Consider the following 18,584-nt stretch of genomic DNA (forward strand, 5'->3'; position numbering starts at 1 on the left):
TCAGTTTTCGTCGGCGTCCGGCGATTCCTGCTAACCCAGTCCTATTCGTAGACGGCTTCCCGTCCTTGCTGATAGTCGCCTACCACCCAGATGAAGCTCTGGATGTCGATTCTGTCACGCGGACGTATATCGGCCAGTTCCCGCTCTGTCTTCGCAACGAGGTCGAGCAAGCCCTCGTAGACCGGCAGGCTAAGCCGCGCTTCGTATTCCGAGGCGAAGCGGTGGCCGACGCGGGTTGCGAAATCCTTGGTGGCTTCCGGCTTCAGGAACATATGGATGTCGGGCCGCCAGAGATACGGCAGGTATGTCGAGACAGTCCACTTCGCGTTGTCGTGTGGCTTCAGCGCCTGCTCCATCGCGAGAAGGTGTGACTTGCCGCCGTCCAGCGTGAAGCGCGCTGCAGCTTGGACGAAATCGTCGGCACGGGGACCGCGCAGCACATCCTGAAGCCGCGTCTTTTCGAAGGGCGAGAGCATGTTGGTGGCCCGGAACACGGCCAGCACCGCTTCGCCGAAGCCTGTACCATCGACCGCCTTCTCGAGCGGCGCTGTGTCGTCAAGCTTAGCCTTCGCCGCAAGCTTATAGTCGCGCTCCTGCGAAGCGTATCCGTCGGAATGGAAGCCGTTCGGAAAGAAGGTCAGGAAGCGCTTCCTGGCTCCGTCGAAGCCGAAGTATTTCGGGTCGCTCTTCCCCGCGTCATCGTGCAACTGCCGCCAGACGTCGTCGGCGTTCTCTCCTTCGGCGCAGCGAATGCCATCGGCGAGACCGAAGTAGCGGCCGTTCATCCGGACGAGGCGGAGCTCCTTCTTGCCGAGCTTGGCGCATCGGATCGTTTCGGCCTTGCTCATTCTGGCGTCTCCAGGTTCAAAGCGCTCGTCAGCCTTGCTGCCATGCGCTCCTCGAAGTCTAAGCGCAGTCTGCCGTCGAGCGTACACCATTGCGACTTCTGTCCGCGTACCATCACGAACTCGTTGATGATCGGTTTGTTAAGGGCGTCGGTGACAATCGCGATCCGGTAGTGCGCGTTGGGATTGCGCTGGCTCTGGTAGTTCTTGAGGCAATCAAACTCGTTTACGGTCAGTTCAGCACTTACGTCGCTTCCGGACCGTCCTTTGACTTCTATGTGCAGGATCTCCTCGTCCCTGGTGGCGACCAGATCATAACCAAGGTTTTCTTTTTCCACCGACTCGATCGTGAAACCGAGGCGTTCTAGTTTCGAACCAACCGCCAGGACAGCCGCCTCTTCAATCCTCCGACGCCTTTCAACGTCTGCCTGCCAGCCCGAACGCTTGGCATTAGGCGTGCTGCCGGAGCGTCTATCTGTCGACGTCTCTCCAAGATCGATGTTTTTGAGGATCTTGTTCAGGAGCTTAAGAGCAGGAGATCCCGGTTTGGGGTAGAATACTTTCTGTTGCCCCGGCCAAGACTGACCGTTGCGCGGTTGACCCGGTCGGACAAAGATCGGACGTGCATCAGGATCTAAGCGCACGCAGTTTTCCGCCTTGGCGGTGCAGAGAAAACTGGCAGCCTCGCCGTCGATCAGGCGCCTGCGGGCAAGCTTGCCTTTAGGATGCTGGACTTCGCGGAAGACCGTCGCGTTGTACCAGACGCCGGTTACCGCGCGGCCACCCTGCTCAGGATGCGGCGCGGTCCACACGACTGTCGCTCCCTCCAGCTTCTCGGCATGCCGCGGCACATCGAAGTGCTTCTCCAAATGCAGATTTCCGGTTGGCGGCACGTAGCCGTAGCACATGCCGTCGATGTTGCGGAAATTCAGTATCTCATGCCCGTAGCCATTCTCGGCAGCGAACTTGAAGCCGCCAGCACTCAAGCTGGCACGGTCTCCATCGTACTTGGCCATCCATGCCGTATGAAAAACAATGATATCAGGCATCGTTCTCCTCCCTGCCGTCTACCTCGTCATCTTCTCCTTCATCCACCGGAACCATCCCTGCCGCGCGCTCAGCAGCAGCGCGTTCAGCGTTCAGCGCAAGTAGGCGGGCAAGGACTTCGTCCTTGAACTCTTCAGGCCAGTCGAGACGGGTCTTGGGCGTTTTGCCTTCATCGGCGTCCTGCTCGATGAACTCAGGCAATACGCGGTTTGCTAGATCATCCCAGCCATAGGCGCGCAGCACTTCTACGTCCATCTCGTGATGCAGCGCACGCAGACGGGCGATGTCAGCGGCGTTTTCACCACGGGCATGAAAGCGGTTGTAAGTCTTGGTTAGGCCTTCACTGCGGGCAATCATCAACTGGGTGCGGAAGGCGTGATAGTTCGCGGCGGCCGCTTCGAGGATAGGAGTGGTTTCGAAAGAGGAAGGGAGTGGAAAAGACGAAAAGCACTTTCTTGGCGTGTACGTAGGGCGATCTTCTAATGTCGAACCGAAGAAACGCGCCCACCCTTCGTGCAGCCGTGACTGTAGGAGGCCAAAAACGCTCAGGGAGCAGTAGGCAAAAACGATCAGGCGCTGATCAAAAACCGCAGTCCTCGGGATCAACGTTAATGCGTGATGTGCACTCACCTGTGACAGCGCGATAACGTGAGGAAGGTTTGCAACAGCCTTATAGAGACCCGGCTGCCGATCCCCGAAACGCCACCATCGTTCGCGGCGTGCCTTGCGGGCGTCCTTATCTCTTTGTGGCTTGACTAATCTTTCAACGATGCCCATCAGGTCGGGCCATCCACTCCGAGCCTCAACTTCGGTCATTTCGTCGAAATCGATTACATATCGCCGATGGCTGCTTGTCGGATCGTTGTTGACGTCTTCGCCACCGATGTATGGAAAAATGCGCTCCGCATTTCTGGGATCGCTCGCGATCAGCGTCCGCATCGTCTCGAGGCTTTCTGCCTCACCCCTCGTAGCGGCAACATCATCGAAGGTGAATCCTATGCCGAGAACAATGGAGCCCTGAAAGGCCCTTCCCGAATTGGCTGCCAGCGCGTTCGGCGAGGTATCAAGATTGCCCTCCACCAGATAGGCTGAGATGCGGCGCACTTGTTTTGAATCGAGCACCGGCGAGACCGCACTACCCTTCATTACATGAACGACGGAAACAACAACTGCTGCCTCGCCCGGCCACTTTAGCCGTCGGGTGGCGCGGAAAATCGCGCCTCCATCAGCAATGATTTTTGTTAGACCTGACGCGCGAGTATCGCCCTGGCCTATGGTATTGGTGGCAATGAGTCCGAAAGCCCCGCCCTGGCGCAACAGGTGGAATGAGCGCAGGAAGAAATGCGCCACTAGGTCGGCATTGCCATGCGACCCTTCATGCATGGCCTGCAGCCAGGACAGATAGTGGTCACGATTTCCGGCAATGATAGTATTCTTGCCGGCGAAGGGCGGATTGCCGACGATGGCGTCGTAACCGGGATTGCCGGCGCGTGCCCTAGGATCAAACACCTCGGGGAACTCCACCTCCCAGTGGAACGGCTGCAGTGCGCCCTTACCGGTGGTGAGGCTGCGTGAACGAGCCACGATGCGGTCGAACCAGTCCGACGCCGTGATATTGGTCTGGACGATCTTCTGGAAATCCACCAGCGCGGCTATGCGAGGCTTCGATTTGCCTGCCGAGAAGAACGCGGCGAGCACGCCATCGCCGACAAGCCTCGCCATGTCGAGCCGCGCGTCTACGATGCGCAATTGCGCGCCGAGTTCTGCGGCAGTCGCCCATTCCGCCCGCTTCTGAATTTCGAAACGCAGCCGCTCGGCTTCCCGCAAATGGTCGGACACGAGCTTCCCGACGAAGGTCGGTTGCTTCGTCGTGTCCCAGTGCGTCGCCGCGATCTGGTCCTTGGTCAGGCCCACGAGACTGTCGCCGCATTTCAGCGCGTGATCGACGAACGTGAACTCGTGGTCGCGGGCGAGCGTGGCCAGCCACAGCGACAGCTTGGCGAGGTCGACCGCGCGCGGGTTCCTATCGACGCCGTAGAGGCAACGCTGTGCGACCAGCCGCCGGGCATGCAGCGGCTCGTCTTCGTCCGGCGGTATGGTGGGGCGAGTCTGCGGCCAGCGCGCCCAAGCCAGCACCAGCCGATCGCCCAACGCGCGGCAAGCCTGTACAAGGAAGGCGCCCGAGCCCATGGCCGGGTCGCAGACCTTGATCTCAAGCACGTCCTCCGGCGTGGCGTCCGGACCGATGCGCTCGAAGGCGGGCTCCAGCGCGTGCTGCACGATCGGGGCAGTGAGTGAACGGGGCGTGTAGTGGCTGCCCGTCCGCCGCCGCTCGTCGGTCGGCTGCAAGAGCGGCGTGCCGGGAGCCGCGACGGCGGCACCCGGCGAGGCGCGTTCGTCGACGATGGGCGTGAGTGCCGCGACGAGCTCCTCGATCGTGTCGGCCTCCTTCAGCGCCTTGCCGACCTTGTCCGTCACCTTGCCTCGGTCTGCTTCCTCCTTGAGGAATTTCGCCCGGTCGTTCGGCTTCGCCGCGAGCAGCTTGTTCAGGTCCACGAAGACCGGTGTCCGGTCATTCTTTCCCGCGCGTATGGCCAGCGCAGGTCCGTCCATGGCTTCCACCGTGAAGCCCATTACGGTCTCGTAGACGCTGCCGATCTGCTCCACGTCGAGCGTGCGGTAAGATAGCTTGTCTCCTCCAAGCACCAGGAGGCGGTCGAGTACCTTCGCCAAGCACTCGTCCGATACCTCGGCTGGCCTCGGCGAATCCTCGGTTTCGTCCTGCCCCTGCAGGAAGGGAAAGGCGGCGGGATCGAACAACTTGCCGCCACGCCCGCGAATCCAGTCGCCGGAGCGGTCTCCCTGATGAACGAGGCGGAACAGCGTGAGCAGTCGCGACCAGGCGCCACGACGCAGGTGCATGCTTAGCTCGTGCCGAGCGCGATCCTCCATCAGCCGCGCATGCAACGTCCGCACGCCATAGCCCTGGTCGTAGAGTCGCCGGGCCTCGGCGTCTGTGCGCGAGGGAATGAGTTCGCGATCCTCGGCGTACAGCAGGAATACTAGGCGTAGCAGCACGGTCAGCAGGCCGTCGTAGACATGCTCCGGCCGCTCGATGGCCAGCCGCTCCATGCGGGCGCGGTCGGCGTCGTGCAGGCCGCGCATCAGCTCGTGAAGTGCGCCGAGCACCTGCGCTGCGAGCTTGGTCGAAACCTCGGCCTGTTCGTCGCGGCTCTTCTGGAGGAGCGCCGGCAGGCGGCGCTCTGGCGCGTCGTTGTGCAGCCGGAAGGAGGAAAGAAGCAGCTTCAGGCCGCTCAACATCGGCCGTCCGCCCACCTCGCCGAGCGAGCGGAGTGGGAAGCGCAGCCAGCCGCTGGTCTCGCCACGGGGAGCGTGGATGAGGCGCAGTTCACTGTCGGTCACAAGGATTCCCGTGCGGACCCCCCGATCTTTACACAGGCGCTCCAACCGCTGGTGCGGTGTCGCTTCCCAGCCCTCCAGGGCGCCGCGGCCGTCTGGATCGACGCCCGCTGCCTCGATACGGACCAGCATCTGCCAGCCGCCCTCAGGATCGGCGACCGCCCAGTGCGGCGCGATCTCGATGTCGCTTTCCTCAATTCGCAGAACCAGATCGTCGGGGATCAGCGCTCCGCCGGGGCTGCCCGCCACTCGGCCCGGCCGCCAGCCGAGAATGTCGGCGAAGAACGTCCAAGGATCGAGAAGCGCCGGTCCAGAGTCCTTTAGCGACAGATGCGACTTGATCGCCTCGGTATCAGAGCGCGTCTGCTGCTCAGGAACAAGCTCATAGGCCTTCAGCACCACCGGGGCGACGACGAGCCCGACCGGCTGGACATGGCCGAGCCATTCCTCGTTTGGATCGAATGCTGCCATGCTCAATTCCCCTCCGGCCAGAGGTAAACGAGTCCTATCGTCTCCAGCCGGTCCGCGACCACGCTGTAGGACTCACGTACGCGGCGGGGGCCTGTCTCGATGTCGTTCGTGAGGCGGTCGAGCTTCGCCTTCCAGTGTCGTCTGTCGCGCCGCCGCTGCTCGACTTCCTCTACGATCTCGGGCAGGAAGCTCATCTGCTTGTCGTCCGGCTCGGCGTCGGCCTTGGCGATGCGCGCGCGCTGGTCCTCCAGCAGGCGCTTCAGCGAGGTCGCCTCCGCCTCGGCGATCCTGGCTAGATCCTTCGCCGCCTCGGCTTTGGCTTCCTCGGCGCGGGCGCGCAACTCCGGTTCCAGGTCAGCAGCATCCTGGGCGGCGTACTGGCGGATGCGATCAACGATCTGGGGTGCGGGCACGCGAGCAGCCCGGAACGCTTCCTCGAGCTGGACAAGGGTCGCTGCCTCACGCGTCGGACCGAAAGGCTTCAGCGGTTTGCTGCCCCGCCCAGCTTCCGTCCATGCCGCTGTCACCAGGATGATCTCCTCGTGGAGGCGCGCAGCCCCCGGCCCGTAGAGCGCCAGACGGCCGATCAACACGACCCGCGGCTGGGCGCCGGGACCAATCACCACGCTCGCCCTTGACAAGCCAGATGCGAATCCTTGCGCCAGGAAGCGCGCCAGCAGGCGCCGGACGAGCCTATGCTCTAGGTGGACCTGAACCACGCCCTCGGCATCAACGCCCGCCGAGGTGATGGCAGGCTTGAAGCTAAAGGAGCGAACTGGGACATCGCGGCGCCAGTCCTTCAGGGTCTCACCGCGTTTGCGGCGGCGAATGCGCAGGTCGTCCAGTGCTTCCGCCCAACCCGCCGTCTGGAAAGCGGGCTCCGACGGGTCGAGACGGAAGGTAGAGGTCTCACCGACCGCGCCGTCACGGTGAGCGTCTAGCGAGGAACCCGTGCGCGTGAGGGCAACCGACATCACCGCCTTAAGGTCGTTCGGATCAACACCGACGCGCACACGCGAGTCCTCTAGCGCGGATCTGAGGTCGTCGAGCTCCTTAGCCTGGCGGGCACGGCGCGCCACGGTCGTATCGTCCATCTCCTCGACGGCCGTCTGGGTTTGCTCGTCGGGTGTCTCGCCGTCGCCGTCGATCTCACGGGCGAGCCCTTTGGCGCCGCGGATGCCATCCTGCATGAGCCGCCGGTTGATACGCTCGGCAATGACCTGGCCAGCAGATCCTAGCTCGTCGTGGATCTTCTCTGTCTTGCGAACCAGCGCCTGCAGAACGACGTCCTCCTCACGCTGCTCGTAGACGAAATATCGGCAGTGCACGACCGGAGAAGGCTGCAGCTTGCGGTCGATACGACCATTACGCTGCTCAAGCCGCGCAGGATTCCAGGGCAGATCGAAGTGGATTAGGTCGTGGCAACGCATCTGCAGATTGATGCCCTCGCGGGCGGCATCGGTGCAGATAAGGATTCGCAGCGGGTCTTCCGTCGGATCGGCGTTGAATCGGCGCTTCAGCTCCTCGCGCCTATCCGTCGAAGTTGCGCCGGTAAAGCACGCGATGCGATCGTCCGGCAAGAGATCGTCGAGCGCCTCTTGGAGGCGCTTTTCCAGCCAGCGCCGAGTGTCCTCGTACTCTGTAAAAAGGATGAGTCGGCGCTCGTTCCAGAGCCCGCCTGGAGCCAGGTTCTCGCGAATCCACTGGGCAAGGCGAACGACACGTGCATCCGGCTCCTGCGCATGCCGGCGCGCTATCTTCAGCATACCATCGACCATTGCGAGGTCGGAAACAGCGGCTGTGGCCATGCCCGCCGTTTCGGCCGCTGCGTTCTCGTCCTGATCGAGCAGCAATTCCGCGGCAGCCTCGTCCTGAGGCTCTTCTTCCATTTCGGCAGCCTGACCAAGCGCGCCGGCCGCGAAGCTTACCGTTTCTCCTTCCGCCGCCCGCATCAGTCCTTTGCGATGCACCTCCAGCGTCCGTGCGAAGGCTGCAATGGAGGACAAGAGCCGCTGCTGCAGACCGACCAGCGTCAGCCGCACGTATCCGGCCTGCCGCGGCGGCAGTCCCTCCGCCTTCGCCCGCACCGCGTCGGCATACTCACGCAGCATAGCGGCAAGCTCGAGTTCGGGCGCGCTCTGCGGCAAATCGGCGATCTGGATAGGCTCCACCTTGCGAAGCGGGAAGCGCTCGCCGAAGTAGCGCAGGTCCGACTTCAGCCGTCGAACCATCACCGGATCCAGATCCTTCGGCCGGACTGGCACACCGCGGGTGAAACGCTGTGGGTCAAGGATCTCAAGCAGTGCCGAAAAGGAGTTCGAATGCCCATTATGTGGGGTGGCCGACAGGAACAGGCGGTGTTCGAACCGGTCTGCAAGACCGCGGACGACGCGGGTGAACTGGCTTTCAATCGCATACTTCATGCCACTGGCGGGTGCCGCATGATGCGCCTCGTCGAGAATAAGCAGCGAGCGCGGACGGAAGTCGCCGAGCAGATCGCGTAACCCGGCGACATAGGTTTCGTCCGTCAACAGCGAGTGCGAGAGAATGAATCGCGAGCCTGATGACCAGGGCTCGGCACCGTATCCGCGTTCCCGCCGCAGTGTGTTTAAATGCTCGCGGTCGACGATGGTGAACGAGAGGCCGAACTTAGTCTCCAACTCATCCTGCCACTGACGCACCGTGCCAGCAGGTGCGGCAACCAGGACAAAATCGATGCGGTGACGAAGCAACAACTCGCGGAGGACGAGGCCGGCTTCGATCGTCTTACCCGCACCGACGTCGTCGGCAATGAGGAGGTTCACACGGGGTAGCTTCAGCGCCTTGCGCAGGGGCAGAAGCTGAAAGGCGTCCTGATGAATTCCGGCACGGAACGGCGCCTGAAACAGATCTCGGTCTGACGACGTTGCCGTGTTCCACCGGAGCGTCTTGAGGTAAGCTGAAAAGGTCGCCGGGTCGTCAGTGCCTTGCTTGGCGATCTGTCCCCAGCCTTCGTCGTCTAGCACCTCGGCATCAAGTTCGGCGTCCCAGAGAACTTCAACCGTCTCGCCTGCGGCATCGTCATCGATGCAGGCTAGCTTAACGACTGGGAAGAGAGTGCTTAGCGGTCCACTCTCCACCAGCCAGCGGCGCGCTCTAACGCGCACGAACTGTCCTACTGATGGCGCCATAATCCCCCCACGGGAAGCACCTTGGGTGCTGCCACAATTTCATAATTACCCAACCCCTAGTAGCGGGCGCAATCCTAAATGGCCAATGAATTTTCGATTGAAATATCGTTGCTTACGTAGATGCCCAGTATTGCCCTCCAAAATGTCACAAGCCGACTGTTGGCTGACGGCCCCAACGCTCCATACGAATCGCCATTGGGGACGAAGCCTCACTGTCTAAGCCGAGCGTCAAGCTCGAAGCGATCGAACGCCAGTGAGGAGTGCGCTACTTGGCCAAGCCCGTCGCCTGCGGATCATTGAGGGCGACGCCCTGCCGTCCGACTTGCCATTTCGCGACGCTCCCTTCCACCTGGCCTGGACGAGGACGATTTTCTCGAGCAACGACTATACCGCCGAATGGGGCGACCTCCCCGCGATAGCGATTAGCCGAATTGGCCGAAAGTTGCGTGTGAAAGCCGGACAGCTTCTTCGGCCGTTGCCGACGTTCAGGCGTGCTGGCACGAGCTTGATTCCAAATCCCCCTCTTGGGAATCTGAGCTCGCGATGGCTCACAACAGGAACGTGAGACGTGCAAACCCAAAAGACGGCTCGCACGCGTGTTCAGATCCAGGATACCCGCGCTCGGCTTCACCCTTCGCCGAGTCCTTTGATCGATGCCTATGAGCTCGCGGCATGGCTTCCTGTGATGGGATTCATGGTTCGCCAAGAAAATGTGGTTGTCGCCACCGCACGCTGATCGGTCAACATTGTGAAGTCTTTGAAATGATTTGGCTACTTCAGAACGCGCGTAGCCACGTCGTTTAGGGCGAGTTGCTGGCCCAAAGACTCGCAGGCGCACAACCAAAGATTCAATCCCAAGGTGATTCTTGAACGAACAGCATCCGCATGAATCCTTTACTCAATTGTTGACATCAACTATCTGATTTAAAACAATAATGTTAAACCAAACCTTGACTTATTAATCGAGTCATTTACCCTTGCGCCCGAGTTCTCGCTAGAGATATACACGCATAAAGAGCATAGCCTGAAAGGGCTTGGGAGCACAGAGCATGGCGTCAATGCAATTCCCCGGAGAGCGGCATGTCCCCTCGCGAAGTCGCGTGATATCGCACCTGCCGTTCATCCTGACGCAAGACGACGACTATCCCGACGGGATCAACCACTTCATGCATGATCGCGGTCGCGGCAAGATAGACCCCCGCAACATCGACAAGCCACACACCAGACTAAAACCGCTGGCCCAGGAAACCATCGAGGGCATTGGTTACAAAATTTGCGACCTAGTGACTTGGGCTGAAACCGAGGAGGCGCATCCCGACTTGGGGATCATTGCGTGGAACGAAATAAAAAGATGGCATGTCGAAGGACCGTACCTCGACGCGATGCGGCGCGGATATTGGAGCCAACGATACTGGCAGACGGGAGTTCCGCACAAATTACACCCGCGATCGACGATCGCTCCCCGGCTGCACGAGCAGCTTCTCTGTTATCAATGGATGGAAAAGCACGGCTACATCGAGGACTTCGATTATGAGCCCGTTTCTCTTGCCGCGAGGTCTACGATTGAATTGGCTAACGCGAATTACGCGTCGAAAGCGACAGCCGACGACGACCCAAAAGAGAAGCCTCAGTTTCGCCGAACACGAAAGAAGCCTGGCGACGGCGTTCTTCCTTCACCCGAGCAGATGCTCGACTTTTTCACGGCTGTAACGCCCGTTACGAACAGGAAGGCCACCATGAACATGTATGAGCTGGGATGGCGCCTCAACGAAAACCAACGAAACGCCCTTCTGCCGGGCGTGGTGTACTCGCGCGATGTCTCGGACAGAAACCGCGATGTCTGTCACTATAGCTGGAGCGGTGAACCGCGGCTCCTCAAATACTCTCTTAGCGATGACGCTATGATTGGCGTTCTGCCCGATCGAGCGCTTGCCTTCTCCAACCCGCCGGCGCTCAGTATGAGAATAATCGGGAAAGGGCGAAAAGTCAGGCTTTGCCACGCACGCGTCGGCTGGATCCAGTCACTATGGAACTTTGTGGATGGCCCTAGGCGCGACATCTTGCGACGGAACGGCATCGCAAGTGTCGACGCAACCGCGCATCTGTTCATAGATAGCGAAGGAAGACCCCTCTCGAATGAAGCGCTCAGTAAAGCGATAACGAGAGCCAACGACCGGCTTAAGCCGTCGGTTCGGATCACTGCCCACACATGCAGACATCTCCACGCTTGCTACTTCCTGAAACACCATATTGAAGCGCGGGCCGCCGAAGCAGGAATCCCTGTTGACCAGCTAACCCATGAACAAATTTATCAGATCGCCGAACTTCCTGCCCGAACGCTGCAATTGCATCTCGGGCATGAGCATTTCGAAGACACAGAAACCTACATCGAAATGCTGATCCACTCGTGGCTTGCACCGAAATTCTATGGCGCTTGGAACGAAGCACTGGATGGCCTCAATTGAAGAAAGGGCCGCGGAAAGGTCAGCGAGCGGCCGGAATTTCTCTCCGGTCGAATGTTGGGCAGCATGTAGCTATCCATCCTGTGGTCGCAACTAGCGACCTGGAGAGAGGCTGTGATTTCGGAATTTTCTCTGATGTCCCACTTATCCGCGATAACGAAAGCAAGATCAGGCGCAATTTTTTCGAAGAGCGCAAATCGGCGAGTGAAATAAACAAATTCTTACGATTTTTCGCAAAATTTGTCAGGAAGTATGAAGCTGCATTCCACACAACAGTGCCGACGACCGCGGCAGAAGTGGACTGGTCGTTCGGCTCCTATTTCGTGTTCGAATGCCATACCCTCGCCAGCGCCGCTTCTAAGGTTCGCCTCTTTCTTCGCCTGATGACTGCTATCGGAGTTCCATCATCCATCCTTCCGCCGAACCCATATCGCGATCCCGACCCCGCGGAGCGCGATGTGCTCGACGAAAAGAAATGCCGATCACTCATGAAGCTCGCGAAAGAAGAAGCTCAGCTTGTTCGCAACCGACACGCGCTCGCGTGTTCCCTGCAGACTTCCGGAAGAGATCCCAGACGAAGCTCGGGCGCACCACATGGTTCATGGAAGTCGCTCGAGAACCGTTTGTGGTTTTGCAGAGAAGTTCTTCAGCTTAAGCCAGTAACCCATGCAACGCTGATAGCCCAAGGCAATAAGTCCGCAATTGCGGCAATGGAAAAGCCTCCCGGAGTGAGCGTCATCAGTAATGAGCGCGGAGCCGAGACGGTTCACGGGATATCCGCCCACTTCAGATACTATCACCCCGGACTCGGCGACCTCCTTCCATTCGTTGTCATGTTTCTCATTCGATCGATGGCGAACTTCCAATCTCTCGCGGACATCCAAGCATCATCAGACTGGTGGAAACCTTACCCCTTTGCCCTCGACGCCGCGACTGACGACGACCGTTACGTTATGATAATCCTCTCAAAGAGCCGAGGGGCACAAAAAGGAAAAGTAGCGGACGCTCCTGCGGCGGTAACATTTCCAAGTCTGAAAAAGCCACAATCACATCCGTACCAGATTTTGAAGTTCGTCAAGGAACTGACCGCACCACTGCGACGAGAAATATGCCGGCGGATTGACGAGCTTCGAAAGCCTGAGCTTTCGGCCGATGAAGTGGCAGAGCTCGATCGGCTGCTTTTCATCAAGGATGATCTCTTCATATACAAAACTGAGTTGCAGATTACCTCGCTTCGGTGGGTTGCGCACAAATTGAATGGCCCGCCTGCGGAGCTGCACAATGGAATGTGCAGGTACGGTATCACCACCGTCCGAGAGCTGCGCGATGCCGGATTACATTTTTCCTTTCGGGCATCGTCATACAACCTAGTCATTCTTCATATGCTCGCGCGGCACAGCAACGCAGCGACGGCCCGCGACTACGCTCGCCGGCGGGCATTCTTCCAAAAGAGCGAAGACCTATTTGTCGCGATATTCGACCGGTCTGTGGAACTCGTTCGCAAGGGAAAATACTCATTAGAGGCCCTGAAGCTTGCGTTAAAGACACAAGGCTTGGAAGACTGGCAGATCAAAAATATCTTGGATCCCGAAACCGAGACGAGATGGGGGAATCGATGCGCAGATCCCACACATCCGCCTGAAGGTTTAAACACGGTAAGCTCTCCGGGCACTAGCTGCGCCTCACAGAACTGTATCGACGGATGTAAATGGGCGCGCTTCTTACCTGATTCACTGACAATGCTCGTTCAGCACGATTTGGATATCGCTCATCAGCTCGACAATATTGGCGCAGCAAAGGAAATCCAAAACACATTAAGCCAGCGGCAGAAAAACCTCCGAAGAATTCTAGCAGCCTTCCCGCAACGAGCCGTGGATCGCGAGCGCCATCGACTGTCCGTGGCGTCAGTGGATCAACGCACATGAGGATCAAACGGCTTGAAGAATACGATCTGACGCTCGACGCGGACGACGCGATTCTTTGGCTCATGAGGGAGCGCACGCTAAACAGGATCCGGCCACCTTACATCGGCAGTTTCGCCGTTCTCCCGGGCTTCCTCTACCTCCACATGCGCTGGATGATGCCTCGAAAATGGTTCCCCCCAGGATCGAGTCACAAAGGGATTTTGGATTTCCTTGGTGGATCACAATTGAGCGACGGCCGCACCTGGAAATTGAATGGAGAATCGCTCCTCCTGGAACAACTGAAGCAGATCGCTGTGATTCTTCTGCATCACGCGAGCCTCGTCGGCCACAGAGCAAAGCCCGTATCGATTTCAGCGACCTTCAAAATACTCAGAAAATTCATGCATGCCGTACAGGCGTGTGGCTGTGAAAGCCTTTCGGAAGTTACGCCTTACAACATCCAGCAGATAATAGACCTTCACTCCAGAAATCAGGGTACGAGGCTTATTGTAGCGCTTTGGGTTGAACGGCTCGTTCGCTTGTCCGAGCTCGGCTACATTCAAGACGGCCTCAACGACTACGACTTCGAAATTGAAGTAGGAAACGAAAACCCGGACACATCGACGGAAAAAGGCGAACAACCGCTCAATGACCAAGAGCGCCAACTCGTTCTTTCGAATGCGCTACGCGTTATTGACTGCAGAGAGGACTTCACGAATTGGGTTCGCGCCTGCCTCGAGGATGTCGCTGCCGTGCCTGACGCCCGCATGTGGCTCCTGGAGAGATTTCCTGGAGCGCAACGTTCTCGCTACTCGTATCCGTCAATTTTCCATCGGCTCTATCATGGGGCGGCTGGTTATTTGATCGCTGATGCGATCGGACCGAGACCCTCGGAACTTCTCTCCGCCATGCGAGGTTTCATCAGAATCGTGGACGGTGAGCCGGCGACTGTATTCGATCGCTATGAACTCACCACTGAAACATCCAAGGCCCAGAAGTCGTGGCGCGGCGTCCAACGTCACCTGCGCGTGTCTAGTCTCCTTTTCGAGGTCGCAGCAGGTCTTGAGGAAATGCATGACTTGTTCGAGAAAACAACGGAGCGACTTTTTTCGCCACCGTATGGCGGTAACGAATACACCACCAATAACTTTAACCACGTTCTGCGTACATTTTGCCGCATAACCGAAATACCCTTCAGCCTAACGGCCTACACTGGGCGAAAAACGCTTGTAAGAAACGCTGCCCGTGCCGTGACCAACGGACTCGCCGCAGCCGAAGTAATCCTTGACCACGCCCACCGGGGAGAAACCGCGGGTTATGCGCTGTCGAACTCGTTCGTTCGAGAGGATATTCACGCTGAAAGCATGGACATCTTTCAGGATAAATCCCGGACTCTTTTGGAAAGCACCGTTGCCGCTGGCGGCGCTGGTCTGGGCGGCGAACAGGGCCGCAGGATCGAAATGCGTATGGCCGCGCTCATGTCAGAAAACCAGGGCATCGTCGTGAATGAAATAATTGAAGTTTTTCTGGAGGAACTCCTACGCCAAGGCATCGCACCTATACCTGTGATGCCGGGTGTCTTGTGCGTCAAAAAAGGATCTGTGCGCGGATCTTGCTCCAAATTCACGGGCGATACCCTTCCCGATGTCGGAAAATGCACAGCCGAATGCCCCTACCAGGTTCAAGAGAGGCATCGCCATGCACTCATTCAGTGGGAGCTGGAGAAGGTCGCACGCGAAGGATTTGGGTCGTTATCTCGGCTCCAAAAAGTTTATTGGCTAGATCATATCCGGGAGCAGTTGCACGCATGGCCAGACCTCAAGCCCAAGCTCGATGAAATTGTCAACCTAAACCCGGAAATTGGGAGAATGATATGAAACCCCGTGCGCCCATTAGTGTGTCAAAAAAAGCCGTCAATGGTCTGGCGAAGCACTCTGCCGACCGAACGGACAGATCGTTGGACAAAATCCGGGCCGGGAAAACGCTCGTAGAGCGAATGTTGAAGAGCGGCGAACTCGCGGCACAGGTCTATGGCGACGACAAGGAATCACTGGAGCAAGGCGTCTTCATGGAAATGTGTGGCCTCGGCCACAACTTCCTTAACGGGAAAAAGCACAAGACTGATACGAAGTCTGATGTTCTCGCCTTTCTCGCGGATGTGAATGAGCGGCTGCCGAAGTCCCTACCTGTTGAGACTAGGGACAAAGACGACAGTTGGAGAATAAAGTACCTCAAACTTAAGGCTCTCTATGAAAACCTCCAAAGGTCCTACGACGACAGCCAAGAATCATATTCAAGGCTTGCGACTAGAGCCCATCACTGGTTTCTGGACATCCGGCAGGCTCGGCGCGAAAACCGATTCCTCAAAGAGAAACTGGGTATGAAAGTCGTTCCTATTCCACGGTGATGATCTATAGTGCCCATTGAAATCTCATAGCGAATGATCTATCTCAATTATGCCCCCGCAAGGGGGCTACGGTGCTAAACCTTATATGCAATAGATGTACAGGACGCGGCTTCGAAGCCGCCGCCTCCACCAAGAACAGCCGAAAGCGGCTGCTGTTGATGGGGGCGAAATGGGATCGACTGGCATTGAAAGATATAAGCTGTGCTCGGCATGATACCACCGTTATCGGGTCAAAAAGTGTAGTTGCAAACGACAACAACGCTAAGGAATACGCTCTCGCTGCCTAATGGCGGTGCGGGAATTCCGCTCTAAGTCCTTACGGTTAGCCCCGTAAGGCGGGGTTCGGAGGTACCTGGCAACAGAAACCTCCACCTAATCCTAGCCGTCAGTTAGTCCACGTCAAATGCGTTCAAACTATTGATTGTGCTCAGCACTTACGTCGACTAACTTAACTCTTGTCTTTATAAAGTTCGGTACCCGGCGCCTCCACCAAAAACCGGCGGACTTTCATGAAACGAAGGCCGGCTTTTGATGGGGGCGAAATAGGATCGACAAGGGCGTAAAGATCGAACTTTTGCTCGGCATGATACCGCCGTTATCGGGTCACAAGTGTAGTTGCAAACGACAACAACGCTAAGGAATATGCTCTCGCTGCCTAATGGCGGTGCGGGAATTCCGCTCTAAAGTCCTCACGGTTAGCCCCGTGAGGCGGGGTTCGGAGGTACCTGGCAACAGAAACCTCCACCTTCTCCATTTTGCCTGAATTGGTTATATGATAGCTGACTCGCAATCGGCATCGGCTTTTCCGTTGCTGCCGTTCAGGACATTGCGTATACTTGGCCAACGCGTGAGCGTCAGGATCGGAAATGATCCCGGCTCAAGGATTACGCGAAGATTCAAAGTGTTACAGCGTCCTTGGCGCGCAAGTCGCGCCGTGCATGAAAAGACGTTCGAATAAGGGAAAGACAGGACCGCATGGGGCAGGATCATATCCGTTACGACATTCTCGCACAGGATGCCCTTCGCGGCGTTATTCGTAAGGTTTTGGGTGAAGTGGCCGCAACTGGCCGTCTGCCCGGCGACCATCACTTCTTCATCACCTTCCTGACCGGCGCGCCGGGCGTGCGGATTTCCCAGCACCTCAAGGCGAAATATGCCGAGCAGATGACCATTGTTATCCAGCATCAGTTCTGGGACCTGAAAGTAACCGAAACCGGCTTCGAAATCGGCCTGTCCTTCTCGGATACGCCGGAAAAGCTGGTGATCCCTTATAACGCCATTCGCGGTTTCTACGATCCTTCCGTCAATTTCGAGCTCGAATTCGACGTGCCTCTGGCCGAAGAGGAAGAAATCGAAGACGCGGAGATCACCGCTTATCCCGTTTCCCATGAGGCAAAGCCCGCTGCCGCTTCCGAGACGCCCAAATCCGGCGAGGAAAAGAAGGAAGGCTCGGTCGTTTCGCTGGATGCCTTCCGCAAGAAGCAATAACGGCTTTTACGCCGAGCTTACGAAACCCGAGGAGACATATCCCCATGGCGGCCGATATCGTCAATCTGCGTCAGTTTCGCAAACAGAAAGCCCGTAGCGAAAAAGAAAAGCAGGCGGAGCAGAACCGCCTGTCCTTCGGCCGCACCAAGACCGAAAAAAATCTTACCTCGGCCCTGAACGAAAAGGCCGAAAAGGCGCTCGATCAGGGGCGGCTCGAAAAAAACGATGACGGGACCGGCAAAGACTGACAGGCCGGCCGACCGTCGCGGATTTCGGGACTATCGGAAAAGAATCGCAAAACAGGGACTTGCCGGGGAGACATGATTCAGACCTCCAACCGGTTTCACCGGAGACCGATCTGATGATCCGCAAGCACTCCGCGACGTTGCACGGCCACCGCACCAGCATTTCACTCGAGGACGCCTTCTGGGACGAGCTGAAAACCATTGCGGAAAGACGCAAGATCAGTTTCGCGGCCCTGCTCGCCGAAATAGACGACAACCGCTCCGCCGACAGCAATCTGTCCTCGTCGCTTCGGGTTTATGTGCTGAACTGGCTGAAAACCCGCTGACCTTCCGCAAGCTGCCCTGTCAACGATGCTCCGGCCACGAGCGGGCCTGTCGCCAGCCGGATTTTACCCATCCAGCCACTACGAAAAATTCCGCCGAAAACTCGTAACGCCGTGAAAGTATTCATTAAACATTAGCGGCATAATCTGCCCTCCAAGGCATCCCCGTATTGCGTAGCCTTGCTTTCAGATTTTGTTTCAGATCCTTCCATTCCACACATCCGCCACGAGGCGACCATGGTTTCTGCCGTTTCGGGAACGAGCACCGCTGTTTCCCTGCTGTCTTCTTCATCCACATCGTCTTCAAGCGTTTCCGAACTGAAAGCACAGATTGCCGAAAAGCAGTCGGAGCTTGCTGAGACCACGGAAGCAAAAGCACAGGAAGAGCTGAAGAGCGCAATCGCGTCGCTCAAAGCTCAGCTTGAGGCTCTCGAAAACAGCGCCGAAAAATCAGCATCGTCGAGCGAAAATGCGGAAAATCCGAGCCTTTCCGGTGAAAGCGCCAGGATCGGCACCAAAAATTTCGACGCCGACACGCCATTCGGCGAACGCGAAACCTGGATTTGACAGTTTCGTCGGGATTTTTCCGTCAAAGCGATTGATGGGCGGCGCAAAATGCTCGCCGCGGAAGGTCGCAAACCTTTGCCGGATTTGGCCTCATCGCTGGGTCAAACCATTGCTGTCCGGTCCCCTTGAAGTCGCCGGTGAAGAACGCACTTTCGTTAGACGTCTTCGGAACTGCACCAAAAATCTAAACACGTCAAAAAACAGGCCGGAGCATGACGCGGCATGCGGAGGGAAG

12 protein-coding genes and 2 other RNA genes are annotated in these 18,584 nt (G+C 57.9%); 10 read left to right on the top strand and 4 right to left on the bottom strand.

The window, feature by feature from the left end; all coding sequences use genetic code 11:
* Positions 1 to 41 precede the first annotated feature (41 nt).
* The 4 genes from CFBP4996_RS08550 to drmD are packed head-to-tail and all read right to left on the bottom strand — an operon-like array spanning position 42 to position 8,953.
* On the bottom strand, positions 42 to 848 hold the full coding sequence (locus CFBP4996_RS08550; protein WP_080851459.1) for a hypothetical protein: 807 nt from the start codon (positions 846 to 848) through the stop codon (positions 42 to 44).
* Complete coding sequence (locus tag CFBP4996_RS08555; protein ID WP_080851457.1) at positions 845 to 1,894, bottom strand: protein NO VEIN domain-containing protein; 1,050 nt, start codon at positions 1,892 to 1,894, stop codon at positions 845 to 847. The genes CFBP4996_RS08550 and CFBP4996_RS08555 overlap by 4 nt, the downstream gene beginning before the upstream one ends.
* Entirely contained in the window at positions 1,887 to 5,783 is a 3,897-nt protein-coding gene (locus CFBP4996_RS08560) for an Eco57I restriction-modification methylase domain-containing protein (protein WP_210241616.1), read from the bottom strand. The genes CFBP4996_RS08555 and CFBP4996_RS08560 overlap by 8 nt, the downstream gene beginning before the upstream one ends.
* 2 nt (positions 5,784 to 5,785) lie before the next feature.
* Entirely contained in the window at positions 5,786 to 8,953 is a 3,168-nt protein-coding gene (gene drmD / locus CFBP4996_RS08565; RefSeq protein ID WP_080851447.1) for a DISARM system SNF2-like helicase DrmD, read from the bottom strand.
* 1,049 nt (positions 8,954 to 10,002) lie between these two features.
* Here drmD and CFBP4996_RS08570 point away from each other — a divergent pair.
* The 10 genes from CFBP4996_RS08570 (at position 10,003) to CFBP4996_RS08615 (ending at position 18,349) form a co-directional block, all read left to right on the top strand.
* Positions 10,003 to 11,418 carry a site-specific integrase gene (locus tag CFBP4996_RS08570; RefSeq protein ID WP_080851446.1) on the top strand — a complete coding sequence of 472 codons (1,416 nt, stop codon included), beginning with the start codon at positions 10,003 to 10,005 and terminating at the stop codon, positions 11,416 to 11,418.
* Positions 11,415 to 13,340, top strand: a complete 1,926-nt coding sequence (locus CFBP4996_RS08575; protein ID WP_080851444.1) for a hypothetical protein — start codon at positions 11,415 to 11,417, stop codon at positions 13,338 to 13,340. The genes CFBP4996_RS08570 and CFBP4996_RS08575 overlap by 4 nt, the downstream gene beginning before the upstream one ends.
* The gene (locus CFBP4996_RS08580) at positions 13,337 to 15,196 is read left to right on the top strand and encodes a hypothetical protein (RefSeq protein WP_080851442.1); all 1,860 of its coding nucleotides are present in this window, start codon (positions 13,337 to 13,339) and stop codon (positions 15,194 to 15,196) included. Before CFBP4996_RS08575 ends, CFBP4996_RS08580 begins: the two co-directional genes overlap by 4 nt.
* Entirely contained in the window at positions 15,193 to 15,726 is a 534-nt protein-coding gene (locus tag CFBP4996_RS08585) for a hypothetical protein (protein WP_080851440.1), read from the top strand. Before CFBP4996_RS08580 ends, CFBP4996_RS08585 begins: the two co-directional genes overlap by 4 nt.
* Positions 15,727 to 15,738: 12 nt before the next feature.
* Positions 15,739 to 16,099: a transfer-messenger RNA gene (gene ssrA, locus CFBP4996_RS08590) on the top strand.
* Between the two features lie 10 nt (positions 16,100 to 16,109).
* Positions 16,110 to 16,472, top strand: a transfer-messenger RNA (tmRNA) gene (ssrA, locus tag CFBP4996_RS08595).
* A gap of 229 nt (positions 16,473 to 16,701) precedes the next feature.
* Entirely contained in the window at positions 16,702 to 17,214 is a 513-nt protein-coding gene (locus CFBP4996_RS08600) for an SspB family protein (protein WP_020812051.1), read from the top strand.
* 44 nt (positions 17,215 to 17,258) lie between these two features.
* Complete coding sequence (locus CFBP4996_RS08605; RefSeq protein ID WP_003522363.1) at positions 17,259 to 17,462, top strand: DUF4169 family protein; 204 nt, start codon at positions 17,259 to 17,261, stop codon at positions 17,460 to 17,462.
* 113 nt (positions 17,463 to 17,575) lie between these two features.
* Positions 17,576 to 17,785, top strand: coding sequence for a ribbon-helix-helix domain-containing protein (locus CFBP4996_RS08610; protein WP_003522362.1), 210 nt, complete (start codon positions 17,576 to 17,578; stop codon positions 17,783 to 17,785).
* A 234-nt stretch (positions 17,786 to 18,019) separates the two neighbouring features.
* The gene (locus CFBP4996_RS08615) at positions 18,020 to 18,349 is read left to right on the top strand and encodes a hypothetical protein (protein ID WP_080851439.1); all 330 of its coding nucleotides are present in this window, start codon (positions 18,020 to 18,022) and stop codon (positions 18,347 to 18,349) included.
* The last annotated feature ends 235 nt before the right edge of the window (positions 18,350 to 18,584 follow it).

Origin of the sequence: Agrobacterium leguminum (assembly GCF_005144435.2) — a bacterium.
Taxonomy (GTDB): domain Bacteria; phylum Pseudomonadota; class Alphaproteobacteria; order Rhizobiales; family Rhizobiaceae; genus Agrobacterium; species Agrobacterium leguminum.

What these genes read in the sequence shown, in the direction of transcription:
- CFBP4996_RS08605 (WP_003522363.1), top strand. Translation starts at nt 17,259, where the DNA reads ATGGCGGCCGATATCGTCAATCTGCGTCAGTTTCGCAAACAGAAAGCC.
- CFBP4996_RS08555 (WP_080851457.1), bottom strand. Translation starts at nt 1,894, where the DNA reads ATGCCTGATATCATTGTTTTTCATACGGCATGGATGGCCAAGTACGAT.
- CFBP4996_RS08550 (WP_080851459.1), bottom strand. Translation starts at nt 848, where the DNA reads ATGAGCAAGGCCGAAACGATCCGATGCGCCAAGCTCGGCAAGAAGGAG.
- CFBP4996_RS08560 (WP_210241616.1), bottom strand. Translation starts at nt 5,783, where the DNA reads ATGGCAGCATTCGATCCAAACGAGGAATGGCTCGGCCATGTCCAGCCG.
- CFBP4996_RS08570 (WP_080851446.1), top strand. Translation starts at nt 10,003, where the DNA reads ATGGCGTCAATGCAATTCCCCGGAGAGCGGCATGTCCCCTCGCGAAGT.
- CFBP4996_RS08610 (WP_003522362.1), top strand. Translation starts at nt 17,576, where the DNA reads ATGATCCGCAAGCACTCCGCGACGTTGCACGGCCACCGCACCAGCATT.
- drmD (WP_080851447.1), bottom strand. Translation starts at nt 8,953, where the DNA reads ATGGCGCCATCAGTAGGACAGTTCGTGCGCGTTAGAGCGCGCCGCTGG.
- CFBP4996_RS08615 (WP_080851439.1), top strand. Translation starts at nt 18,020, where the DNA reads ATGGTTTCTGCCGTTTCGGGAACGAGCACCGCTGTTTCCCTGCTGTCT.
- CFBP4996_RS08580 (WP_080851442.1), top strand. Translation starts at nt 13,337, where the DNA reads ATGAGGATCAAACGGCTTGAAGAATACGATCTGACGCTCGACGCGGAC.
- CFBP4996_RS08600 (WP_020812051.1), top strand. Translation starts at nt 16,702, where the DNA reads ATGGGGCAGGATCATATCCGTTACGACATTCTCGCACAGGATGCCCTT.
- CFBP4996_RS08585 (WP_080851440.1), top strand. Translation starts at nt 15,193, where the DNA reads ATGAAACCCCGTGCGCCCATTAGTGTGTCAAAAAAAGCCGTCAATGGT.